The 25,237-nt window shown below is 42.8% G+C and carries 21 protein-coding genes and 1 tRNA gene; 12 read left to right on the top strand and 10 right to left on the bottom strand.

Annotation, left to right across the window (positions count from 1 at the left end; all coding sequences use genetic code 11):
* Positions 1–370: 370 nt before the first annotated feature.
* Positions 371–2,059 (bottom strand): ArnT family glycosyltransferase, encoded by a 1,689-nt coding sequence (locus GPM24_RS05075; RefSeq protein ID WP_158825639.1) that lies wholly within the window; start codon positions 2,057–2,059, stop codon positions 371–373.
* 159 nt (positions 2,060–2,218) lie between these two features.
* On the opposite strand from GPM24_RS05075, the gene GPM24_RS05080 reads away from it, so the two are divergent.
* Entirely contained in the window at positions 2,219–2,503 is a 285-nt protein-coding gene (locus GPM24_RS05080) for a hypothetical protein (RefSeq protein ID WP_158825640.1), read from the top strand.
* 88 nt (positions 2,504–2,591) lie between these two features.
* On the opposite strand, the gene serS is transcribed toward GPM24_RS05080, so the two are convergent.
* On the bottom strand, positions 2,592–3,863 hold the full coding sequence (gene serS / locus GPM24_RS05085) for a serine--tRNA ligase (RefSeq protein WP_158825641.1): 1,272 nt from the start codon (positions 3,861–3,863) through the stop codon (positions 2,592–2,594).
* A 123-nt stretch (positions 3,864–3,986) separates the two neighbouring features.
* Between serS and rsmI the strand changes: the two genes are divergently transcribed.
* A complete protein-coding gene (gene rsmI, locus GPM24_RS05090; RefSeq protein WP_158825642.1) occupies positions 3,987–4,697 on the top strand; it encodes a 16S rRNA (cytidine(1402)-2'-O)-methyltransferase in 711 nt (236 codons plus the stop codon).
* Between the two features lie 88 nt (positions 4,698–4,785).
* Positions 4,786–6,390, top strand: a complete 1,605-nt coding sequence (lnt, locus tag GPM24_RS05095; protein ID WP_158825643.1) for an apolipoprotein N-acyltransferase — start codon at positions 4,786–4,788, stop codon at positions 6,388–6,390.
* Between the two features lie 37 nt (positions 6,391–6,427).
* On the opposite strand, the gene GPM24_RS05100 is transcribed toward lnt, so the two are convergent.
* From GPM24_RS05100 to GPM24_RS05120, 5 genes are all read right to left on the bottom strand, one after another.
* Positions 6,428–7,288, bottom strand: coding sequence for an N-acetylglucosamine kinase (locus GPM24_RS05100; RefSeq protein ID WP_158825644.1), 861 nt, complete (start codon positions 7,286–7,288; stop codon positions 6,428–6,430).
* Complete coding sequence (locus GPM24_RS05105) at positions 7,285–7,668, bottom strand: response regulator (protein WP_158825645.1); 384 nt, start codon at positions 7,666–7,668, stop codon at positions 7,285–7,287. Before GPM24_RS05105 ends, GPM24_RS05100 begins: the two co-directional genes overlap by 4 nt.
* A 53-nt stretch (positions 7,669–7,721) precedes the next feature.
* Positions 7,722–9,065, bottom strand: coding sequence for a TolC family protein (locus GPM24_RS05110; protein ID WP_158825646.1), 1,344 nt, complete (start codon positions 9,063–9,065; stop codon positions 7,722–7,724).
* A 7-nt stretch (positions 9,066–9,072) separates the two neighbouring features.
* Complete coding sequence (locus GPM24_RS05115; protein WP_158825647.1) at positions 9,073–12,192, bottom strand: efflux RND transporter permease subunit; 3,120 nt, start codon at positions 12,190–12,192, stop codon at positions 9,073–9,075.
* 71 nt (positions 12,193–12,263) lie between these two features.
* Positions 12,264–13,373 carry an efflux RND transporter periplasmic adaptor subunit gene (locus GPM24_RS05120; protein WP_158825648.1) on the bottom strand — a complete coding sequence of 370 codons (1,110 nt, stop codon included), beginning with the start codon at positions 13,371–13,373 and terminating at the stop codon, positions 12,264–12,266.
* 338 nt (positions 13,374–13,711) lie between these two features.
* Between GPM24_RS05120 and GPM24_RS05125 the strand changes: the two genes are divergently transcribed.
* Together GPM24_RS05125 and GPM24_RS05130 are read left to right on the top strand one after the other, a co-directional pair.
* A complete protein-coding gene (locus GPM24_RS05125) occupies positions 13,712–15,463 on the top strand; it encodes a M61 family metallopeptidase (protein ID WP_158825649.1) in 1,752 nt (583 codons plus the stop codon).
* Between the two features lie 225 nt (positions 15,464–15,688).
* Complete coding sequence (locus GPM24_RS05130) at positions 15,689–15,943, top strand: hypothetical protein (protein ID WP_158825650.1); 255 nt, start codon at positions 15,689–15,691, stop codon at positions 15,941–15,943.
* 182 nt (positions 15,944–16,125) lie between these two features.
* On the opposite strand, the gene GPM24_RS05135 is transcribed toward GPM24_RS05130, so the two are convergent.
* The gene (locus GPM24_RS05135; protein WP_158825651.1) at positions 16,126–17,244 is read right to left on the bottom strand and encodes a DUF4407 domain-containing protein; all 1,119 of its coding nucleotides are present in this window, start codon (positions 17,242–17,244) and stop codon (positions 16,126–16,128) included.
* Positions 17,245–17,372: 128 nt separating this feature from the next.
* Between GPM24_RS05135 and GPM24_RS05140 the strand changes: the two genes are divergently transcribed.
* The 4 genes from GPM24_RS05140 (at position 17,373) to GPM24_RS05155 (ending at position 19,496) form a co-directional block, all read left to right on the top strand.
* On the top strand, positions 17,373–17,687 hold the full coding sequence (locus GPM24_RS05140; protein WP_158825652.1) for a rhodanese-like domain-containing protein: 315 nt from the start codon (positions 17,373–17,375) through the stop codon (positions 17,685–17,687).
* A 3-nt stretch (positions 17,688–17,690) separates the two neighbouring features.
* The gene (locus tag GPM24_RS05145; RefSeq protein WP_158825653.1) at positions 17,691–17,903 is read left to right on the top strand and encodes a DUF6358 family protein; all 213 of its coding nucleotides are present in this window, start codon (positions 17,691–17,693) and stop codon (positions 17,901–17,903) included.
* A 383-nt stretch (positions 17,904–18,286) separates the two neighbouring features.
* Entirely contained in the window at positions 18,287–19,360 is a 1,074-nt protein-coding gene (gene prfA, locus GPM24_RS05150) for a peptide chain release factor 1 (protein WP_158825654.1), read from the top strand.
* 62 nt (positions 19,361–19,422) lie between these two features.
* A tRNA-Asp gene (locus GPM24_RS05155) sits at positions 19,423–19,496 on the top strand.
* A gap of 174 nt (positions 19,497–19,670) precedes the next feature.
* Here the strand turns inward: GPM24_RS05155 and GPM24_RS05160 are convergent.
* Complete coding sequence (locus GPM24_RS05160; RefSeq protein WP_158825655.1) at positions 19,671–20,036, bottom strand: hypothetical protein; 366 nt, start codon at positions 20,034–20,036, stop codon at positions 19,671–19,673.
* 68 nt (positions 20,037–20,104) lie between these two features.
* Here GPM24_RS05160 and GPM24_RS05165 point away from each other — a divergent pair, with 68 nt between their 5' ends.
* Entirely contained in the window at positions 20,105–21,055 is a 951-nt protein-coding gene (locus tag GPM24_RS05165; RefSeq protein ID WP_158825656.1) for an AraC family transcriptional regulator, read from the top strand.
* Between the two features lie 314 nt (positions 21,056–21,369).
* On the opposite strand, the gene GPM24_RS05170 is transcribed toward GPM24_RS05165, so the two are convergent.
* On the bottom strand, positions 21,370–22,824 hold the full coding sequence (locus GPM24_RS05170; protein WP_158825657.1) for an RtcB family protein: 1,455 nt from the start codon (positions 22,822–22,824) through the stop codon (positions 21,370–21,372).
* 158 nt (positions 22,825–22,982) lie between these two features.
* Between GPM24_RS05170 and GPM24_RS05175 the strand changes: the two genes are divergently transcribed.
* Positions 22,983–24,074 carry a DUF695 domain-containing protein gene (locus GPM24_RS05175; protein WP_158825658.1) on the top strand — a complete coding sequence of 364 codons (1,092 nt, stop codon included), beginning with the start codon at positions 22,983–22,985 and terminating at the stop codon, positions 24,072–24,074.
* Between the two features lie 55 nt (positions 24,075–24,129).
* Positions 24,130–25,179 carry a helix-turn-helix transcriptional regulator gene (locus tag GPM24_RS05180; RefSeq protein ID WP_158825659.1) on the top strand — a complete coding sequence of 350 codons (1,050 nt, stop codon included), beginning with the start codon at positions 24,130–24,132 and terminating at the stop codon, positions 25,177–25,179.
* The last annotated feature ends 58 nt before the right edge of the window (positions 25,180–25,237 follow it).

Genomic DNA, 25,237 nt, shown 5'->3' on the forward strand with positions numbered 1-25,237 from the left:
TCAGTACTTGTACTTACAGCAGTAGCTACCGAAAGAAGCTGAATGCCGACTCTTTTTGTCTAAGTTGTTCTGGCAATGCTTTGAGTTTTATAAAAAAGGAAACAGATAAACAAGAAGCGCAGAGGCCGGCTGTTGCGGCCGGGCCAGCGATGGCCTTGCGGGCGGAGAGGTGATTGCAACAGCTAGGCTTTTATTCACTTTGTTGTTTTGCTTTTTAGTGGTGTTCATGAGATCGCTGCGCTAAGTTTTGGTTCTTTTGTAGCTATGACAAAAGAACTAGCCCCTGCGGCAATGAGCAGACTAGCTTAAGTAAATAATCACTGAAGGAAGTTTAGCAAGCACAAGTTCAACAATAGTAAAAACACACACCTCACTTTACCTTAATCAAATAATCCTCTGACAACGTCTCTTTACGTGTGTTGGGATTTAAAAAGGTTTTAGTTAGACGGGTAATACCAAAATCAATGTGTTGATACACTGTATCGGTTTGTATGCCTGCTTTAGCAAGTGCTGATTTTGAATCGGGATTAGCTAACAGCCAAACCGGCTCACCTTTAGCGCGCAGCTGTTTAATGTCATCCTCGCTGACGAACGGTGTTAAGTTTTGCGCATAAAAATTAAAGCCCGAACTGTGGTGGTAAAAGTTATAAATGTGCTGTTTAGGAATACGTTTTTCATTAACTACCCGTGCCAGGCCAATGCCACCTTGATACTGATTAAGCAACTGTTGATATACATTGCCATTCAATAATACATTGGTTAATGACGCCATCATTACTGATGCAGCCACAAGCTTAGTCAATAATGCTTTTTCAACTACTAAAACATATATCAAAACACCTAGCATGAGTACGCCTACTGCTCCCGCAGCCCAGTATTGATGTACAGGGAAGCACCAGAAGTTTAACAATACCAACAAAAAGGCAACTATTGCAATCACAAAATATTGAACCCACAAATAATTTTTGAGCGTTTGCTGGCGGTTGGTTTCATGTTTAAGCATTACCTGTCCGGCTGTTATAATGGCAAAAAAGGGAAACAGTATATTTAAGTAATGTGGTAACTGGTAGCCGGACGACGAAATAATAATAAATATAATAATGATGGTGCCTACCGTTAAAAACTCAGCCTTTTGAAAATATTGAAAACGGTTTTTAACAAAAAAGGTAAGTCGGTCGAAAAAAGCTATATAAGTGAGCAAACACCAAGGCAAAAAGGCCCAAAGCAGCGTATGGAAAAAGAAAAAATAGTCTTTATGGCCTTTACCCCAATGTTTGCCATCCAACCGTTCAAAGTTTTGCTGCCACATGATGAATTTCACACCCGATACATGGCTCATGCCACGCACCACCTTTTCGGGATGCAAATCGTACTGTAAATAATAACAGTACACACACGGACTGATGAACAAGCCCCACAACAGTAACACTATAATCCAGCGCCAGTTAAACATGGTTTTCCAGTTGCGTTGATACAGCAGCAAAAAGAAAATCGCCGCACATGGCATTACAAAGCCAATCATGCCTTTAGTGGTAAAGGCCATGGCCAATCCAAGCGCCCCTAACACATAATTATACCAGCGCGATACCAGTGCCGCCTCAACCAATTGCCAGGTAGCAAATATGATACTGGCGGTAAGAATAGCATCCATGCGTACATCATTATTAGCCAAAAATTGCGCTTGTGCGCTGGCGTACATAATAGCGGCCAATAAGCCGGTATGGTGGTTATACAGTAATCTGCCTAAGCGGTAAGTGGCGTAAAGGCCAAGTATGGTAAGCAGCAACGACGGTATTTTGTAGGCAATAGTATTAACGCCAAAAATATTGAACGATAAGGCCGACAGCCAGAAATGAAAGTGAGGCTTATCCAGGTAATCTTTACCCATGTCGTCTACCAGATTTACATAATCATGGTGTTGTACCATGTGCAAGGCTATGTTGGCATGGTGTGAGGCATCCTCATTCATTAAAGGAACAAAAAGGCCAAATATATAGGCTACCAGCAACGAAAAGAATAGCCAGAACCAGGTTTGCGTATTGATAGGATTTTGCGTCATGAAACTACTTTTACTGTCAGGCTAACAATATGATGCTGATTTCCTGAACATGGCAAAAGTACGCTTTTTCAAAATAAGGCTTAGTGGCTTAATCGCAATTCAGCAAAACATTCGGTTTAAACAGAATGTTGATTGATTAACATTATAATTGTGAAACCTATGAAAAGCATTAAATATATAGCTGCTGTAGCGCTGTTGGGCGCATCGTTAACGGCATGCACCAACAACAGTCGCGACTCGGCCACTTTGGGTGGTTCGCAAGATACCACCAATGCGCAAACCGGGAATTCCGCAGGTCCGTCATCCATGACAGCCGATACCTCTCAAAACGGCAGTCACCTTCGGGGTGATAGCACAAGTGATAATGGTAACGTGGACCCATCAGGTCATGTCGGAAAAGATTCGACCAACGGAAATAAAAACAGCCGCCCATCAGGTACCTAACGGGCTGGCCCTTGATCAGAAATTAAAAATGTCATCTCTTCCTATGGTTCGAGATGACATTTTTAATTTTATTGAATATTAACCTGGATTAGTTAATCCATTCAAAACGGGTATAAGGCACCAGTACCTCGGGGACTTTAATACCATTTTCGGTTTGGTTATTTTCCAGCAAAGTAGCTACAATTCGTGGTAAAGCCAAGGCACTACCATTTAGTGTATGAGCCAGTTGTGTTTTGCCCTCAGCGTTACGGAAACGCAGTTTTAAGCGATTGCTTTGGAACGTTTCAAAATTAGATACCGAAGATACTTCCAGCCAGCGTTGTTGCGCGGCACTCCAGGTTTCCATATCGTAAGTTAAGGCTGATGCAAAGCCCATATCACCGCCGCATAAACGTAATACGCGGTACGGCAAACCCAACTGTTGTAGCAAGCCTTGTACATGAGCGCTCATTTGCTCTAGCACCTTATATGATTCATCAGGATGTACCACCTGCACAATCTCTACCTTGTCAAATTGGTGCAAACGGTTCAATCCGCGTACGTGGGCACCATATGAGCCTGCTTCGCGGCGAAAACATGGCGTATAGCCGCAGTTCCTGATCGGTAATTCGTCACCTTTTACAATCACATCGCGGTATAAATTGGTAATCGGCACTTCAGCAGTTGGAATAAGGTACAGGTTATCCTGACCTACAAAGTACATCTGACCTTCTTTATCAGGTAACTGACCGGTACCAAAGCCAGAAGCCTCGTTAACCATCAATGGCAGCATCACCTCGCTATAACCTGCTTTTTCAGCCTCATCTAAAAAGAAGGCGATTAATGCCCGTTGCAACTTGGCTCCTTTACCCTTATACACCGGGAAACCAGCACCTGTAATTTTTACGCCTAGTTCAAAATCTATCAGATTATATTTAGCCGCCAGTTCCCAATGTGGTAAGGCTCCTGTTGGCAGGGTTGGCTTTTCGCCGTTTTCCAGCACTACTTCATTCTCTTCGGGCGTTAGGCCTTTGGGTACGCTGCTGTGCGGCAGGTTGGGCAGCAATACAATTTTTTGCTGCAAATCTTCTTCCAGCGTATTTAGTTGCTCGTTCAGTTGTTTAATCTCCTCTTTCCAGGCGCCGGTTTTAGACTTGATTTGCTCAGCTTCTTCTTTCTGACCGGTACGCATCAGCTCCCCTATGCGTTTGGCAGCCGCATTGGCTTCGGCCGATGTGCCGTCCAAGCGGTTTTGTGTCTGGCGGCGTTGCTCGTCCAGCTTAATGATTTCATCAACCAGTTCGGGCTGTTTAAAATTTTTTACAGCCAGCCTTTCTAAAACCTGTTCCCTGTTATCGCGGATATAACTAACTTGCAGCATTATTTTTAATTTTCGCAACAAAGATAGGATGAGTTGTGAGTTGTCGGTTGTGTGTTGTGAGATTTTTTATCACTAAATACTTTTGATACCGACAACAGACAACTCACAACAGACAACTCACATATGTCCGGTAAACTCTATTTAGTACCTACCCCCATTGGCAACCTGGAAGATATGACCTTCCGGGCCATTCGCATATTAAAAGAAGCCGATTTGATTTTGGCGGAAGATACCCGCACTTCGGCCCCTATGCTTAAACATTTTGGTATCGAAAAAAGGGTATTTGCTCATCACCAGCACAACGAGCATCAGGCCAGCGCCGAGATAGTGCGCTTTTTGAAAGAAGGGAAAATAATTGCCCTGATATCCGATGCCGGGACGCCTGCTATATCCGACCCCGGTTTTTATCTGGTGCGCGAGGCGTTGAAACACGATTTACCTATAGAATGCCTGCCTGGTGCCACGGCGTTTGTGCCTGCGCTGGTAAACTCGGGCTTCCCAACCGATCGTTTTTGCTTCGAGGGATTTTTACCACTTAAAAAAGGTCGACAAACCCGCTATAAATTTCTGGCCGAAGAAGAACGTACCATCATCTTGTACGAATCGCCGCACCGGTTACTGAAAACATTGGATGAAATGGCTACTTATTTTGGGGAAGACCGCCTTGTTTCGGTATCGCGTGAGCTGACCAAAATGTTTGAGGAAACCGTACGGGGTACAGTAACCGAGGTAAAAACACATTTTGAAACGCACCCGGTAAAAGGCGAATTTGTAATTTGTGTGGCAGGCAAGGGAGCAGAGTCAAAAAACAAGAGCCAGGAAACAAGACCTTGATACGTTGAGTTTAAACATTGCATTGTTCTTCGCGATGATATCAAAGCGTATAGAATAAATTGATACATTCCTCGTTTCTTTATATCGAATGAAAAAAAACGTACTCCTTGCCATATTTTCCGGTTTATTACTGTGGATTGCTTGGCCGCCTACTCATTATACTACATTTTTGCTGTTTGTAGGCTTTGTGCCTATGCTAATAGCGGTTGAAAATATTATTGAGTCTTCATCTGTCCGCAAAAAAGGTAAGCTTGTTTTTGCTACCACTTTCATCGGCTTTTTTGTATGGAATAGTTTGTCGGTATATTGGGTGTACAACTCGCTTAAAACCATAGGGGCTTTGATTGCCATACCGCTTACGCTAATTCCATACTCATTGGGCCCGTTACTCATGGGAACGGCGGTCGTGCTATACTATCGCATGCGGGTACACTACTCACGCTCTTTCAGCTTGATTGCGCTCGTATGTTTTTGGGTAGGTTATGAATACCTGCATCAAACCTGGGATCTAAACTTCCCCTGGATGACGTTAGGCAACGGTTTTGCCGTAAGTCACCAATGGGTGCAGTGGTATCAGTATACCGGCGTATATGGCGGTACGGTATGGATATGGGTGATAAACATTCTGGTATTTTTAATTTATATAAGTTTGCGCGAAGCGCAGACGAAGGCTTATAAGCAAAAGTTAGTTGTAAGTTTTACATTAGCCCTTTTACTGCCTTTAGCCTTCTCATTATTTAAATACTACACTTATCAGGAGCCCGAAAACCCATCGAATGTAGTTGTGGTGCAGCCTAATGTTGACCCTTACGCTAAGTTTGAGATACCCGCACGTTTGGAGATAGATACCCTTACACATCTGTCCGACTCGCTGGGCCAGCCCAATACCGAATATTTCATCTGGCCTGAAACGGCTGTTGCCGAAACGTTGAATGAAGACCACATCCGCACGCATAGCGACTACCTGCAGATACGCCAGTTTCTGAATAAATACAAAAACGGTAACGTAATTACCGGGGTATCTACTTATAAGCCGTACAATACTAAGCAAACCCCTACTGCAAGTGCTGCACCCAGTGGCGGCGGTTACTTTGATAGCTTTAATACGGCAGTGCAAATTGAAAATTCAGATGAGGTGGAAGTTTACCACAAATCAAAACTGGTACCCGGTGCCGAGATGATTCCGTTTAGCGGCTTATCTTTCCTGAAACCAGCTTTTGAACACTTAGGCGGTGCAGCTGGAAGCTATGGTAAACAGGATGAAGCCGACGTATTTTATTCGCAAAGCGGCATTGGGGCTGATCCGGTTATTTGTTATGAATCTATTTGGGGCGAGTATGTAGCACAGTCGGTTAACAAAGGTGCCCAGTTTATAGCTATCATCACTAATGATGGCTGGTGGGAAAATACCTCGGGTAAAGACCAGCACCTGGATTATGCCAAATTACGTGCTATTGAAAACCGCCGATGGGTTTGCCGTTCGGCCAACACGGGTATATCGGCTTTTATCAATCAGCGTGGTGACGTAGTAAAACGGTCTGGCTGGTGGGTGCGTACGGCGCTAAAGCAGGATATTAATCTTAATTCGGAACTAACTTTTTACACCCATTATGGCGATTATCTGGCTAAGCTAGGTAGCTTGTTAGCGGTGATAGGATTGTTATTAGCTGTATTTAAATGGTTTAGGCCGTAACACGCCGCTTCGCTTTTAAAAAGGTAATGCGAGTTTTTTAATCAGAAATATGGTCACGTTCCAACACAAACTCTATTAAATCATCAATAGGATGACGAATAATTTTACCAACAGAAATTTCATGTTCGGCACACAAAGCTTTTAGTTCAGTACCGAAAAAGTAGGCAATGGAACCTACAAAATGGCACACATGCTGCTGGTAATCAGGGTATGATTTGATGTTTGTTTCAATAAACTCCAGCAACCCCGTACGGATCAGATTTTGACCATAATCAGTATCTTTAATAGTACTTAGAAACTGTGCAAAAGAAGCCAGGTATGAATTACCACCGGTTTTTTGATACACATTTTTAATTACGTCTTCCTTAGTTAGGCGGTAGGTTCTTTTAAAAATGGCATGCAAATCGGCGGGCATATTACCGTATAAGTAATCGGTAATCAACGCCTTGCCAAACCAAGTGCCCGAACTTTCGTCGCCTAATACATAACCCAAACCATGTTTGCCGTCACAAACGTTATGGCCGTCAAAATAAGATATATTAGAACCTGTACCCAACACACAGCATAAACCTTTATGATGTCCGCAGGTGGCATAAGCTGAGCCCAGCAAATCGCTGTCTACACTAATAAAAGTTCTAGGGAACAGTTGCGTTAAGGCATTAGATACCATTTCGCGCCGGTCGGGACTGGAGCAGCCAGCACCAAAAAAATAAATTTCCTGTATATCAGCAACCCGCTTAATTAACTCGGGCGCCTGATCCTGAACAACCCTGGCAATTTCCTTTTCACTTAAAAAATAGGGATTTAAACCGCCTGTACTTAATTTCAGGTAAGGCTGCCCCGGAATTGCCAGCAGCCAGTCTGTTTTTGACGATCCGCTGTCGGCAACTAATATCATGCGCTAAGTTCTTCCAGTGTTTTATGGGTAAGTGGTTTATGAATAAACTGGGTGATATATTTGTTTTGGCTGGAGCGTTTTACATCTACAGGGTCTAATGACGAAGAAAGCATAAAAATCTTTTTAGCGCTTTTTTTCTCTTCGCTTAGTTTATCGTACTCCTGCAAAAACTCAAAACCATTCATCAATGGCATCCGCAAGTCCAGAAAAATAACATCCGGCTTTATTTCACCAATCCTGATAGCCTCAATAGCTTCGGTTGCTGATTGTTGCACCACAATTTTTTCTGCAAAATTGCTGCTTTCTAATATGCGGCGAGTGACAAAATTATCTATGTAATTGTCGTCAATCAACAAACAAGTTTTATAGCTTATCAACATTGAACTCAAAATTAGGATTTTACCCTAAATAAGACGCTAATTAAGCAAAAAAATTATTGTAAGCCAATACTATTGGTGATTTGTTTTAGCGTTGTTTCGGCCACTTTAGATTGGTATTGAGCAGCAAAGAAAATAGACTGAGCATTCAGGTAATTACGCTGTGCCTCGCGTATCTCCAGCGGCGTAATGGTACCCAGCCGATATTTTTCCAGTGAAATTTCTAGCGTTTGGCGGGCAAGATCGGCGTTGGCCTGCCCAAGCCTTACCTGCGCTAAACCAGCGGTGTAGCTATTGTATAAATCAGTAATCTGCGCTTGAATTTCCAATCGGGTTTGGCTTACGTTGATATTGGCATTATCAATTTGCAACTTGGCATTTCGCTCGCGGCGCCACTGGTTAAAGCCATCAAAAATATTTATAGTAGCCGCTAAACCATAATTTAGTCCGTTTGAGCGCTGCACCCTGGCAAAACCTGCCGGGTTGGTACTATTATTCCATACATAGCCCGAGTTAACCGAAATTTGCGGATAACGGGTAGCGCGGATAGATTTTAAGTTGAGTTCGGCCAAACGCTGGTTAATATTGGCCGAAAGGATAGCCGGGTTTTGCGTGTTGGCCTGGTTAATGATATCATTTAATACCAGTTTATCATCTACAATAATGGTATCTGCAATTTTAAAATCAATACGTGGGTCACGGGCCATCAGTCGGTTCAATTCAATTTTGCTGGATCGATATTGCTGCAACTGAGTAATCAATGTAGCGGTATCAGTATTTACGGCTACCTGCGCATTGTATACATCCAAACGGGCAACACGGCCAACTGAATAGCGGTCGTTGGCAAAACGCAACTGCGTACGCGAAATGGCAATAACGCCCTGCAATGCCTGTATCTGTTTATTTTGATTTACCAGATCATAGTATGCGTTGATCACGTTAGCTACCGTGCGTTGTATGGTATCGCGCAGTTGTACGTCGCTTAATTGGCGACGCTGTTTTAAGGCATCGTACGTAGCAAACATGTTGAAACCGTCAAACAGTGTCCAGGTAAGTGCTACGCCGTAATTACTACCAGTATTGTTGGCCCGGGTAATACGGTTTACTGTACTGTCTGACCGGGTTTGGGTAGTGCTTTGTATACTGTTGCTTATAGTATAGTTTCCGCTAACCGTTGGCAGCATGCGGGCGTTGCCCAGCGATACGTTGTTGCTGGCTATTGTAGCCGTATTTTTGGAAAGTTTAATGTCGTAATTATTTCTGAGCGCTATTTCAACCGCGTCTTTCAGCGTTAACACACTGGCGGTATCAATAGTAGGTGTTGGCGTTGTCTGAGCATGTACTCGGCCCGCAAAAACAGCACAACAAAAAATAAGGCAAATAAGGGGTTTTACGCTCATGTTGCTTTTACAGGTTTTCAATCAATAAAGGTTTCTTTTCTTCCGCTTCGGCAGGTTCTTCATCAGGGTTGTGGCGTATTTTAGATGCCAGCAACATGTACATCACCGGAATCACGTACAAGGTAAGTACCAAGGCAAACATTTGTCCGCCCATAATTACAATACCTAACGATACACGGCTTTTAGCGCCTGCGCCTAATGCAAATGCAATAGGCACGGCACCCAATACTACAGCCAAACTGGTCATCAAAATAGGGCGCAAGCGGGCAACTGCCGCTTCAACCACAGCTTCATATTTGGGAATACCATGTTCCATCCGCTGGTTAGCAAACTCCACAATCAAAATACCGTTTTTAGTTACCAAGCCTACCAGCGTAATCATACCAATTTCGCTGAAAATGTTCAGCGTTTGGTCAAACAGCCATAAGCTTAAGAATGCCCCGGCAATAGCCAGTGGTACGGTAAGCATTACAATTACCGGGTCCATAAAGCTTTCAAACTGTGCAGCCAATACCAGATAGATTAGCAGCAAGGCAAAACCGAAGGCGAACAAAATGTTAGATGAACTCTCGGCATAATCGCGCGATGGGCCGGTTAAGGCTGTACTAAACGATGGGTCAAGCATGCTATCGGCAATGCGCTGCATTTCGGCAATACCATCACCCACAGTATAACCCGGCGCCAAGCCTGCCTGCACGGTGGCCGATTTATAGCGGTTGAAGTGATAAATAGCTGGAGGGGCCGCACTTTCTTCAACTTTTACTACGTTGTCTAACTGTACCAACGTGCCCTTGGTGCTACGCACATAAACAGATTTTAAATCCAACGGTGCATCGCGGTTAGCACGGTCTACCTGGGCTATTACCTGGTACTGTTTACCGCTCATTAAAAAGTAATCTAAACGACCCGAGCTGTAGTACAGTTGCAAGGTTTGCGCAATGGCTTGTACGGACACCCCTAAATCGCGGGCCCGGTCACGGTCGGTAGTAATACGCAGCTCGGGTTTGGTAAACTTCAGATTTACGTCGGACGTAGAAAATATTGGGCTTTTGCTAACCTCGGCAAAAAAGTTAGGCAATACCTTACGTATCTTTTCAAAATCCTGGTTCTCGATTACAAACTGCACCGGCAAAGAGGTACGCGAGCCGCTACCACCACCAGATATAGTTTGCTCCTGAATAACGAAGGCACGAGCATCCGGGAAGCGTTTTAGCTTGCCGTTCATCCAATCAGCAATTTCCTGCTGAGAGCGTGTTCGCTCATCTGGTGCTACCAACCCGATACGGCCAAAGCCAGAGTTGGCCGAACCACCACCGCCACCGCCCGGTGACACAATCTCAATATTTATTTTTGCTTCCGGAACAGAGTCATCTACCAGTTGCGCAACCCTGTCCATATACTTGGTCATGAACTCGTATGAAGCGCCTTCGGAACCGGTTACGGTATAACGCAACTGACTGCGATCATCCAGCGGTGCCAGCTCAGATGGGATCACTTTTACCAATACGCCAATCAAAATAACAGATACCACCAAGATAACGACCGAAACCCATTTACGCTTCATGAAGCTAACCAGTGTTTCGGCATAGCCATTGTTCATGCGCTCAAAGAAAGGCTCTGTTTTTTCGTAGAACTTAGATTTCTTCTGGTTTTTACGAATCAGCTTCACATTCAGCATCGGCGTTAACGACAACGACACAAAAGCCGAAATTAACACGGAACCCGCCACTACTACCGCAAACTCACGGAACAAACGCCCCGTAAAGCCTTGTAAAAACATGATGGGTAAAAACACTGCTGCCAGCGTTACCGAAGTAGATATTACGGCGAAGAAAATCTCGGCCGAACCCTCGAACGCCGCTTTGCGTATGGGCATGCCACCCTCAATCTTTTTGTAAATATTCTCCGTTACCACAATACCGTCATCCACTACCAGGCCTGTTGCTAATACAATACCCAGCAGGGTAAGAATGTTGATAGAGAAATCGCAGATGTACATGATAAAGAACGCCCCAATCAATGATACCGGAATATCAATCAGCGGACGGAAGGCAATAAGCCAGTCGCGGAAAAATAGATAGATGATGATTACCACCAGTATAAAGGATACAATAAGCGTTTCCTCCACCTCTTCGATAGACTGGTTGATGAAACGGGTATTATCTAACGCCACCTGTACGGTAATATCAGGAGGCAGGTCTTTTTTAATTTGCTCTAACCGTTTGTAAAAGTCTTTGGCAATTTGCACATAGTTAGCACCCGGCTGCGGTACTACAGCCAAACCAACCTGTGGTACGCCCGATTCTTTAAAAGCAGTTTCTTCATTGGCCGAACTTAACACGGCGTAACCTATATCGCTTAAACGAATTACACGGTTGCTGTCTGAACGGATAATCAGATTGTTAAAGTCTTTTTCGGTTACCAACTTGCCCAAAGCACGTACCGTCATTTCGGTATTATAACCTTCAATTTTACCAGCCGGCAGCTCTACGTTTTCTTGCGCCAGTGCGGCACTAATGTCTGTAGCAGTAAGGCCCAAGGCTGATAGCTTGCTCGGGTCAATCCACAAACGCATAGCGTATTGGCGCTGGCCCTGAACGTTTATGGCACTTACACCCGGAATGGTTTGCAAGCCCTCTTGTAATACGTTTTCGGCGTAATCATTTATTTGGGTAATGTTACGGGTATTGCTGCTTACAGTAAGGGTGATAATATTATCAGCATTCGCGTCAGCCTTGTTTACTACTGGCGGGGCATTAATATCCTGCGGCAACTGGCGCTGGGCTTGTGATACCTTATCGCGTACGTCGTTAGCGGCCGTTTCCAAATCAGCATCCAGGTTAAATTCAACCGTGATGTTGCTGGAACCTACCGAGCTGGTTGACGAAATATTACGGATGCCTTGTACGCCGTTGATGGCTTTTTCGAGTGGTTCAGTAATTTGCGATTCAATTACATCGGCGTTTGCACCCGAGTAACTGGTGGTTACGCTAATGATGGGCGGATCGACTGACGGGAAATCGCGTACACCTAAAAAGGTGTAGCCGATAACACCAAATACCACGATGATAACTGACATTACCGTGGCCAATACCGGCCGTTTTATACTGACTGAGGATAAACTCATGTGCTTTTTTTGTTTTCTTTGATGATGCACTGCGGCACCTTTTTACTTTTCTTTATGACTGCTTTGTAGTATCAATGAAACACCTTAACTATCTTCAGAGGTACTTTAGGGCGCATTTGTATAATGCCTGATACAATTACACTATCCCCTGGTTTAAGGCCTTCGGTAATCTCAATCAGGGTTTCTGTACGTAAATCAGTTTTTACCGGAACGGCTACCGCTGTATCGTTACGGGCAATAAATACTTTGCTCGATTTTAAGTCGGGCACTACACTTTGCGTAGGCACCATGATGGTACGCGGCGATTGCTCTAACACTAGGTTGATCTTGGCAAATCCGCCAGCTGTAATTTCATTGTTTGGATTAGCTGCCCTTGCCCGTACGGTTACCGTTCGGGAGGTTTGATTGATAGACGGATCAATGGCATATACGGTAGCCGTAAAGTTTTTGCGTGAGCTGGCGATATTGAAAGTAACTTTAGTGCCTGGCTTAATCAGCGAGCGGTAACGCTCGGCCACCGAAAAGGTAACTTTCATTGGATTGGTATTTACCAATGTAGCAATGGCCGTAGTGGGCGACAAATACCCCCCTGGACTTACATTACGCAAGCCGATAACACCGCTAAATGGCGCACGAATAACCGTACGACCTATCTGTGCCCTAATTACCTCACTTTGCGCACGAAGCGTATTGTAGGATGATAAAGAAGTATCATACTCCTGCTGGCTTACGGCACCTTTTTGCAACAGGATGCGGTTGCGGTATTCATTCTCTTTAGCCAGTGATACCTGATATTGATTTTGCTTTAATGAGGCCTGCAAATCCTGGTCATATACTTTAACCAGTACCTGGCCTTTGCTCACATGGCCGCCTTCCGAAAAATTAATGCTGGTAATGGCACCAGCCGTTTGGCTTACCAGGCTTACTTGCTCGTTGGGGTCAACGGTACCCGTCACATCAATAGTGTTGTTAACCACTGTATCTTTTACAATCTGGATGTTTACTGGTACAGGGCCGCCTTTGCCACCCGGCCCACCTTTGCCTCCACCGGCTCCCTTGCCTCCACCCTGGCCACCGCCTTGTGCCTGGCCTTCTTTGCCCTTGCCATTGCTTAATTTATGATAAACCAGGTAACCGATAAGTAAAGCTATTACTATGTAAATAATGTATCGTAGTCTCATTTTGTCTTAATGTTTACCTGGATGAATGCTTAAATTTAAATTTTGATAAAAATTGTTCATATAACTATATAGGTAGTGGTTGCCAGCTGGTTACAAAGCGTATGGAATACCTTTAGGTTTATCGGCAAATATAACGTTTGTAAAATGCAAGCTGTGGCATACAACGCACTTTAACCAAACGGTAAAATTAAAGGCTTCGGTTCATTAGAACTGTATGTATCAACCATTTTACAACAGCGCGGTTTTGATATACAGTATTTTATAGATTTGAAAATTTATATCTTTCGGCCATGAAAAAGTGGTGTTTTATTGTCTGTATTTTAATTAACTATTTAACTATGACTGAGAGCAGCCTAGCCGCAGGCCCATTGCAAATATTTTATACTGTATCTTTTCCTGAAGCGCAGGCTCATTATGTAGATATCGAAATGGATATCAAAGGCTTAGCCCAAAATCAGCTAACCCTTAAAATGCCTGTATGGACGCCCGGCTCATACCTGGTGCGCGAGTACGCCAAAAACGTAGAATCGTTCACGGCCGAACATAACGGTAAAGCGGTTAACGTAACCAAAACCCGTAAAAATGCATGGCAAATTGCTACACAGGGCTTAACCTCGGTAAAAGTAAAATACCGTGTGTATGGTAATGAAATATCAGTGCGTACCAATTTTATTGATGCTTCGCATGGCTTTTTATCACCAGCCGGTACCTTCATTTATCCCGATGGTAGGCTGAACCTGCCTTCTACTATCCACATTAAACCTTATAAAAACTGGGATAAAGTTTCTACCAGTTTGGCATCAGTTAATAATGATGCGTTTACGGTAACAGCGCCCAACTATGATATTCTGTTTGACTCGCCTATTGAAGTGGGCAACCAGGATATCTTTGGTTTTGATGCAGCCGGTGTGAAGTATGAAGTAGCCATGTATGGCGGCGGCAACTATGATAAAGACCGCCTGAAAAAAGATATGACCAAGATTATTGAGGAAGAAACCGCAATTTTTGGCGAAAACCCCAATAAGCGTTATGTATTCATCGTGCATAATTACCAACGCGGCGGCGGCGGTTTAGAGCATTTAAGCTCTACCGTACTGGGTGCCTCGCGCGATGGTTATGCTACCGAAAGCGGTTACCTGGGCTTTTTAAGCTTGGTTGCGCACGAGCACTTTCACTTGTGGAATGTAAAACGTTTACGCCCTATTGCTTTAGGTCCGTTTGATTATGATAACGAGAATTATACCACCAACTTGTGGATTGCTGAGGGTTTTACGGCCTACTACGATAACCTGATTGTGCGCCGCGCACAGCTGAACCCGGTAGAAAGCTATTTGAAAGAGTTAACCGCCGATATGGGCACCATGGACAATACACCGGGAACTCGTGTACAACCACTATCACAATCCAGCTATGATGCCTGGATTAAAGGTTACCGCCCGGACGAGAACTCTATCAACACTGGTATCTCTTATTATACAAAAGGCTCTATCATCGGCATGTTGCTTGATCTGGAAATCATCAATGATACCAAAGGTGCCAAATCATTAGATGATGTAATGCGATATATGTATAACGAGTATTACAAAACCAAAAAGCGCGGTTATACCGATGCTGAGTTTAAAGCTGGTTTAGAAAAATTTGCCGGTAAAAACTTGGATGATTTTTACAAAAAATACATCAACGGTGTTGATCCTGTAAATTATGACCAGTATTTGGGTTATGCCGGTTATCATGTGGTAAATGATTTGGAAGGAAGCAATAACCCAACATTGGGTGCTACTTATGTAAACGCCGCTGGCCATGTAAGGGTAGCCACCGTATTGCGCGGCACTGCAGCCTGGAAAGATGGCATTAACGTATATGATGAAATCACAGCTATTGACGGTGCCGAAGTGCACGATCCGAAAACGATGCTCGACGGTAAAAAAGTAGCAGATAAAATTAGCGTAAGTATCATTCGCGACGGCTTACCGATGACAATACCGGTAACTTTGTTAAGAAACACCCAGGTAAGATATCGTATTGAAAGCTTACCTAATGTTACACCACAGCAAATGACGGTACGTAATAAGTGGTTGAAGATTCAGTAATCAATTATAATTTTATAAAACGCCTTGCTTTAATAAGTAAGGCGTTTTTTGTTTGGTGACTAGATAGTGTGCGAGTTTTGTGTAGTGCGTTTTTAACTTCCTTTAGTACAGTTGAACTTACATCGTCTGCTCATTGCCGCAGCGGCTAGTTCTTTTGTCATAGCTACAAAAGAACCAAAACTTAGCGCAGCGATCTCATGAACACCACTACAAATAAACAATAAAGTGAATAAAAGCCTAGCTGTTGCGATCACCTCTCCGCCCACAAGGCCAACGCTGGCCCGGGCGCAACAGCGGGCCTTTGCCCTTCTTTTTATTTTCCTTCTCTATCCTTATTCAACCAAAGCACTGACCGAACATAACAGACAAAAAAAATCGGCATTCAGCTTTTCCGGTTACCACAGCCAGATGTATACGCACAGGCAGAACATAGGAAAAGGTGCGGCCGAGAGGTTTATTCACCTTGTTGTTTATTTGTAGTGGTGTTCATGAGATCGCTACCGCTTAGTTCTTTTTGGTTACTTTTTCTTTTCCGGCAAAAGAAAAAGTAACATCCACAGGCCGTGGTCAAAGAACATCCATATCCTAACGAAGGCCAAAAAGAGTTAAAGCAACAAACCAAATGAACAAAAAAAGCAGCGATAAACGCTGCCTTTTAAATCTTACTCGTAACTATGTCGCTCAAAATCGTAGTCAGACTGGGTGGTTATAATCTTCTTTCGGCGTTGGATGTCAGCATCCAATTGATGGTCGAACAAATTATCGGTTACGGCCACTTCTCGGTTTTTGTCTTTTTCAGCAAAGTAAATATTTGCCTCGGTCATTTGGGCCAAAGCTACATCATACGGTCCCTTGGGCGACATCAGTTTTACAAATACCGGCAAGCACTCAAACAAGATAAACAGGTAGCCAATAAACGACTGCGCCAGATAGGTGTCCAAATCCTTTTGCCCGTCCGAGCGGAACGCAAGCTGCCCCAAAGCCCAGTTGCGGTCGGCGAAACCGGCAATATTAGCCAAGCTATCTAACTGGCCTGGCGTGAACAAGCGGGTGCTGTTTAATCCCTCATAGTCTTTACGCTGACTTAGGTACTGATCCATTTTGGTCTGATCATCAGTTACGGTTTTCAAGCGGTTTTGCTTTTCGGCCAGCACCTCTTCTTTGCGTTTGGCATTAAAGCCGTATCCCACTACACCTGAAGTTTGAGTAGTTTTATCGCCAAACACTTCCTGGTTTAATTCCACGCGCGAACGGTTGATGTCTTTTTCGAGCGAATCTTTTTCGGCTTTTAAATCTTTGTTTTTGTTCAGCTCCATGGCATACTTCTGCAAATAGGTTTTTTGCAGCGTATCAATTTTCCGGTTTTGGCCTTTCAGGTAACTGGCTTTCAGTTTATCGCGAATCTCCTTATCAAAAATTTTAAGCTCCAGCGGGCGCGATATCACCATACCAATCATAATAGCCAGCAAAATACGTGGCGTAGCCTGTAAAATTTGCTGGTTGGTACTCCCCTGCTTATTAATACTGGCCACAATATAACGGTCCATATTAAAAATGGCCAATCCCCATATTAACCCGAAAAGTGCAGAAAACAGCGGTGCCAATGGGTTGCCGCTAAATACAAAGTACATCGCATATCCACCAGATAAAGAAGCGAATAATGCCGTAAAAAATATGGTGGCTCCAATGCCCACATATTTATTATGCTCGATAGGATACTTTTTCAGGGTGTCTACATGAGCCCCTGAGCAGAACCAAAAAAAGCGGGTTATTTTTCTCATCAATACTAAATCTACAAAAAATCTGGATAATCCTTTATATGAAACGCCCGCAGGGATGTATTGTTACAAAAGCGTGATTTAATTTATGAAAGCAAAAACCCTACCTTTGACTGAAATTACTGTTGACTATGAAAGAGATAACTGTAGAAGAACTTAAAAAAATGAAAGATAACGGCGAAGACTTCCAACTGGTAGATGTTCGCGAAGATTTCGAATATCAAATGTCAAACCTGGGCGGCGAACTGATTCCATTAGGTGGTATTTTGATTGAAACTGATAAGATTGATAAAGATAAACCTGTAGTAGTGATGTGCCGTAGCGGTAAACGTAGCGCTGCAGCTGTTATGCAACTGGAGCAACAAGGTTTTACCAACCTGTATAACTTAAAAGGGGGCATTTTAGCCTGGGCAGATGAAATTGACCCGAGCCTGCAAGTGTATTAATATATGGCGTTAAAAATGTTTTTAAACGTGTTATACACCATTGGTATAGCACTTTGCCTTTTTACTTTTTACTGGGGCTTTACGCATGGCCATTACCCGTTTGTGGCCGGTGCGGTAGTTGTAGGCGGCGCTTTTGTAATGTTAAAAATACGCCTGCTTAAAGAGGTGCGCACTATGCAAAACCCTAAAACTACCCCTGCTAAAGGCAAAAGATAACTAACGCTTCTTATACTAAAGAAGTGCCTGTGAATGTCATTTCGAATAATGATTGGAATGTTTTATGTACTATTATGATGTACACAAGATTTCTAATCATCATCCGAAATGACATTCTTTGTTTATAATAATTAAAGTCCCTCATTTTTAAGTAATGCGGGTAGCACCTTTTTACCTTCCGCTTACCTACTATCATTTAATTATGTGCCTGAAAATGCGTACTTTTGTACACTTTTTTTGCAGTGCACTGCGTATGCTAAACCCGATTGTAACGGAAAGCTTTTTTAGCGATGGCCGCCGCAGGGCAAAAAACTTGCAGTGTAAAGCGGGACTATTAGAACCGATACCTCACTGCAACTGATTTTCAAAATTATAAAACAACGATGTTAGAGAAATTAGAGCTGATAAGAGACCGCTGGCAAGATGTGGAAAATCAATTGAGCAGTCCGGATGCGATGGCGGACATGAAGCGCTTTGCCCAGCTGAACAAGGAATACAAGGATTTGACCTTGATTGTTGATCAGTATAAAATTTATAAAAACATATTAAGCAATATTGACACTAACAAAGAAATTTTAGCCACCGAAAAAGACGAGGAATTTCGGGAAATGGCTAAAATAGAGCTGGATGAGTTAATTGAGCAGCGTGATGCCAAGGAAGAAGAGATTCGTGTAATGCTGATTCCGAAAGATCCGGAAGATGCGAAGCACGCTATTGTGGAGATTCGTGGTGGCACAGGTGGCGACGAGGCTGCGTTGTTTGCCGGCGATTTATACCGCATGTACATGCGCTATTGCGAGCGCCGCGGCTGGCGTACCGAACTGGTGGATTACACAGAAGGTACATCAGGCGGTTACAAGGAGATTGTGTTTAACGTATTGGCCGATGACGCTTACGGCACCCTGAAATATGAGTCGGGTGTACACCGTGTACAGCGTGTACCTGATACCGAAACACAGGGCCGTGTGCATACCTCGGCCGCAACAGTAGTGGTATTGCCGGAGGTAGATGAGTTTGATATTGACTTACAAGTAAGCGATATCCGTAAGGATTTATTTTGTGCATCTGGCCCAGGCGGACAGTCGGTGAACACTACCTACTCTGCCGTTCGTTTAACGCACATTCCAACCGGTATTGTGGCCCAGTGTCAGGATCAGAAATCGCAGTTAAAGAACTATGACAAGGCTTTACAAGTACTACGTTCACGCGTTTACGAGATGGAACTACAGAAACACCTGGAAGAAACATCGAAAAAACGCAAAACCATGGTATCTACCGGCGACCGTTCGGCTAAAGTACGTACTTATAACTATCCACAAGGCCGTGTTACAGAGCACCGCATTGGTTTAACCATTTACAATCTACCAAATGTTATGAATGGTGATTTACAAGAGATTATGGAATCGCTGCAGTTCGCTGAGAATGCCGAGAAACTGAAAGAAGGTTCGGTAGCATAACTTTTTTAAAATATTTTTGTGGAATGCAAAACTCATTTCTATATTTGCATTCCCAAACGGGAGGAGTGGTAGTTCAGCTGGTTAGAATACATGCCTGTCACGCATGGGGTCGCGGGTTCGAGTCCCGTCCATTCCGCTAAAAGCAATGTCAAAAACGACTAAAAGCCTGTAAATTAAATTTTACAGGCTTTTTTATTTGCCCCAAAGCACAAAAAATGCAAACTTTCCTAAGAAAACAGTGAGCATTTGGTAAGAACCTCAAGGCATGTAATTCTAAACACCGTTTATCAGATCACATCCAACGATTCCATTAAACTGCTCCTTCGGCCCAAAATCCCGCTAAGTGTATTAAAAGGCCTTTATCATTTAGCTGGGCATAACTGTGGGCTGTAAAAAGCGCAACACCTTGTTTGTCGTATTGCGTCCATTCTGATAGAACTTGCCCGTGTTGGTGTCGGAACCAATTCAAGCAAAAATAGCCGCCAGGAAATTTTTTTTGGAAGTTAATTGCATGTGCCAGCAGTTGACATCGTCCTTTGCCATTCACGCCAGGATTCGTAAATACAACGTCTTCTGCCACACTGGAATTCAGCAGTTGCTCCTGCTCAACAAAAGAGTCTTTCGCAAATGCTTTCAGATAGTTTTCAAAAACGGTTTTTAATTCTTCATTAGTCATGGTTTAAAGTTTTTTCAAAGCTATTATCTCAATTCGTACTAAACAGACTAAATTGTTCCATAAATTTGATGGATCGTACAAAGTTGATGGATGTATTAAGTAAGGTTTTAGAATTAATAAAGTTCAAAGGAGTTGTGTACCGAAAATTCGAGGCAGCTGCTCCTTGGGGAATTGAGTTGCCTAAAAGTCGATTTTTACAGTTTTGGAAATTATTAGAAGGCCCCTGTTGGCTTCAGATAGAAGAACGGGTTAGTATAGAGATGGCCAAAGGGGATTTAGTGTTAATACCCAATGGAAGTAAACACTCTATATCCCATAAATCTGACAGTATGAAAATTCCCCTAAAAACTTATATAGATTTTAGGGATACACCCAACGCTTATTTTTTAGATGGGAATTCTAAAACCAAGATGTTGGGCGGCCATTTTGAATTTGATGATCAATATGAGCACCCTCTTATAACACATTTACCTGATTTATTATATTTAAAAGCACTTCATGAAAACGAGCAAGATTGGGTTGAGCTTACTACCGACCAGATACTGATAGAAATTAAACAACCAAATGCTGGAAGTGATATTATGGTGAACCGTTTATCAGAAGCACTTTTTATACATTTAATACGTGCTTGTTTAGAACGAAAGGTTATTGACCATGGGTTTTTATCGGCATTGACAGATCAAAGAATAAGTACCGCTTTGCAGTACATACAGAATTTCCCTAAAAGAAACTGGACTATGGCTGAACTCGCCAAATTTTCAGGTATGTCAAGAACTCAATTTTTTAATACATTCAAATCTTTAGTAGGCCAAACTCCGCTTACCTATCTTCAAAATTGGCGCATGCAACAAGCAAAAGAAATGCTTCTAAAAAGTCAACTTAAGGTAAGTGTTATTGCTAATCAGGTCGGTTACGGTTCGGAAGCGGCATTTAACCGATTATTTAAAAAAAAATTTAGCGTAACGCCTGCTAGTTTTAGGCGATCAAAAACATTGAAAAACACAGCAACTTCTATGTAAGGACTTACTGCGCGTCAGTGTGATCATTAACAAACATCGGCATATTTGGCGGAACGCTTGTCCCATCCATTCCGCAAACGGCTTCAAACACAATGTTTGAAGCCTATATCATTTTATAAGCAATGCATTTGTTTTCAGTATACATATTATGTATTGAAAGAGTTAATGTTACAAATGTGTTGATTAGAAACTTGTTCTAATATTTTTCTGCTTTATCTAAATTTGCCTTATTGGGCAATTGGGCCTTTTTATATACTTCTCAATCCATTCCATCTTACATAGTCTTTACTTGCATGAGGTAAAATGCCCTTATCCTAATCCTCCGGCCTTTCTTTCGGATCCGCCATCCGCACAATTCTAGGCTGAAATTTGGCTAATACATCCACCAAGTCGTGCTGTGCAGCCATTACGGTATGAATATTCTTGTACACCATAGGCGCCTCGTCCAGATCAGAACCCAGCAGGGTAATCTTTTTATCCAAAAGCTCAGCCGCTACTAAGTCGCGCTTAATGGTTTTGAAAGCGGCGCTTCGGCTCATTAAACGCCCGGCACCATGTGAGGCGGAATTGATAGACTCGGCATTGCCCTTACCCCTCACCACAAAACCCGGCGTGCTCATGCTTCCCGGAATAATGCCTAGTACCCCCTCGCCTGCCGGTGTGGCACCTTTGCGGTGTACCATTACCTCGGTACCATCGGCCAATTGTTCTTTCCAAGCAAAATTATGGTGGTTTTCTATACGCATCAGCGGCTCCAGCTTCATGGCTTTGGCTATTTTATTATGTATTTCATGGTGGTTGGCGCTGGCATAATCGCCCGCCAGGTTCATGGCAATCCAATACTCTTGCCCTTCTTCGGAATTCATGTCTAGCCAAGCCAGGTGTTTGGCCTCTTGCGGCAGCTTGGTTTTCTTCATGGCAATTTCCGAGTAGTAAGCTGCAATGCTGCCACCAAAGCCACGTGAGCCCGAATGTGACAGCAAAGCCAGGTAGTTACCTGACGGTACACCATCTAAAGCCCCTTCGCTAACATTAAGTTCACCCCATTCCACAAAATGGTTGCCAGTACCCGAAGTTCCTAATTGCTTATATGCCTTATTTTTTAAAGAACGGATCTGCTTGGTGGCACTCCACTCAAGCCGGTCAAATAGTGTAGTATCATAGTGGCTTTTAGTTTCACTACCAATACCAAAATGCGTGTTGTTTAACAGCAAGCTTTTCAAATCATCTTGTTTTGCATCAATGGAATCTGCCGGCAAATCAAAAATACTCAAGCACATACGGCAGGCAATATCTACACCCACGGCATAAGGAATAATAGTATCGGCACGTGTAGCCAATACGCCGCCTATAGGTAAACCATAACCATGATGCGCATCCGGCATCAGCGCACCGGCAACAGCTATGGGCAATTGTATAGCTGTTCGCATTTGCGCCAGCGCACCGGGTTCTATATTTTCTACCCCGTAAACCGGAAAATTGGCTATCTCTTTTTTAAGCTCATGTACCGAGCGTTGCTGTTTTACAAACTTGCCTTCTTTACGCAGTTCAATTACCTTTTCGGCCAGGTTTTTAAACTTGCCCCCCTTTTTAAGGGCATAAGGCATCGGGTCGTCAATAAGGGCTTCCAGGTTGGCTAATATCTGCGGCTTATCCATTACGTTGTGCTTTAATAAGCCGTTAGCCACCCGGCTAAAAGTAATAATCAGCTCTAAATCAGTTACACCTAAGTTACTAATCTCGCCATTGCTTATTTTTTCTTTTTCCATGACTTCATTTTTGATTGACGATACAAAGATTAACGTTAGGTACGCAGTCTTTTTGCGCAGTAAAAATTATTTAATATTATTACAAAGTTTAATGAACTGATATTAATACGTATATCAACAGTTTGTTATAATTACCCTAAACCTTTAAAAATTAATCAATGAGTTTATTTAAAAGCCTGTTTACAAAAAAGAAAGGCCCTTTCTCAACCTACTCAGACTTTTGGGCTTGGTTCAAAGAAAACGAAAAATTCTTCCACAAAGTTGTCAAGAGTAAGGGAGATATTGAGGCGCAATTCTTAAACAAGCTTTCACCAAAGCTGCAAGAAATCAGAAAAGACATTTTCTTTTTAACTGGAATGTTAGATGAAAACACTGTTGAATTAATTTTAACAGCAGATGGCGTTATTCAAAACATCGTTTTTGTAGAAGAATTAGTAAAAGCAGCTCCCTCAATTCCAGGATGGAAGTTTACGGCGTTGAAACCTCCATCCAAAGATAGCTTTGGTCTTAAGATGGCGGGATATGAATTTAATTGTGATAACTTAAGTTTTTATGTAAATGATGACAGCAGTTATCCCGACGAGATAAACTTAATTGTTGTTTATCATAATTATAATGAAGATGACAAAGCTTCAATAGGTAATGGCATCTATCTTTTTTTGGATAATTATTTAGGAGAACTAGAGTTTGCAACCACTATAGATAACTTGACGATTACAGGAAAAAACGAAGCAACTAAAGAGTTAATTCCTATTAATAAACTAAAGCCTTATTTAGTTTGGAGAGAAAAAGAGTTTGTAGAAAAATATGACGCAATACAGCATACTATAGATAACGATAGGTATTCAATATTAGAAGGCACGTTGAAAGATGGGAAGCCGCTGATTGCCGTGATGAATACAGATTTGCTTAATTGGAATGCAAAAGCCTCGCACCCGTGGATTGCAGACATAGAAATAAGGTATACTAGCGAAAATCAAAACGGAATGCCGGATAAAGCAACATCTGCCCTGCTTGAAAAAATTGAAGATAAACTGATGGAAGACTTAAAAGACTATGAAGGATTCTTGAATATAGGCCGTGAAACTGCTGATAACACAAGAAATATTTACCTGGCTTGTAAGGATTTTAGAAAACCTGCTAAGATTATCGATGATCTTCAGAAAGCATATCAACACGAATTACAAATTACTTATAACATTTTCAAAGATAAGTATTGGCAATCTTTTAATAGGTTTATGAACCAGTAATATTTAACTACCCAAACATTTCCAAAATTTAATCTGCACTCTTAAAGCCAACCCTATGCCTGTCAACCGCAATGCCTTAATCCGCTACCGCACCATTGATAACTGCCTGCGCAACCGCTACAAGAAATGGACACTGGAAGATTTGATTGATGCCTGTTCAGATGCTTTGTACGAGTTTGAAGGTATTGACAAGGGCGTGAGTCGCCGGTCTGTACAAGCCGATATCGAAATGATGCGCAGTAATAAGCTGGGGTATGAAGCGCCGATTATTGTGGTTGACCGTAAGTATTACACCTACGCCGATAAAAATTACAGTATCACCAACAGCCCCATCAGCCAGCAGGATATGCAGGTACTGAGCGAGGTATCTACCTTACTGAAGCAGTTCAAAGGCTTTAATCATTTTGCCGACCTGAACGAGATGGTCAGTAAACTGGAGGATAAAATCTATTCGCAAAGAACGCACTGCCCGCCGGTGGTTGATTTTGAAAGAAATGATAATTTGAAGGGCTTAGATTATATTGAAGGCATACGTAAAGCCATCGTGGCCAAGAAAACACTTTGTGTAACCTATCAATCTTTTAAGGCACGCGAGGCCAGTACGTTTTGTTTTAGTCCGTACTTGTTGAAAGAATACCGTAACCGTTGGTTCATATTAGGTATGCGCCATGGCCGGGGCGGACATTTACTAAACTTAGCCTTAGACCGCATTGAGTCGATTGAAGAACACGAGGAAATGTACCGGGAGAACACGGTAATTGATCTGGCAACTTATTACAATGATGTCATTGGCGTCACCAAATCGCCCGGCCAGCGCGATTGTGAGGTTGTTTTTTGGATTGATAATGCCAATGCGCCTTACATTGTGACCAAGCCGCTGCACCACACGCAAAAATTTTTGGCAGAAGAAAACGAGGGAAAAGTTTTTAGCATAAAGGTGATTTTAAATTATGAACTGGAACGCGAGCTGCTAGGTTTTGGTTCCAAAATAAAAGTGCTCGGACCAAGGATATTGGTAAAACAGCTGAAGCAAAACCTGGCCAAGTCGCTCGAAAGATATGATCATGTTGAGAAGCCAGCAAATGAGGTAAGGGAAGAAAAGTAATTTATACTCGCTATAATAGCGCAGAAATTGCTACAACCTATTCAACATAAGCACTTAA

It is taken from the genome of Mucilaginibacter lacusdianchii (assembly GCF_009770985.1).
Lineage (GTDB): Bacteria > Bacteroidota > Bacteroidia > Sphingobacteriales > Sphingobacteriaceae > Mucilaginibacter > Mucilaginibacter lacusdianchii.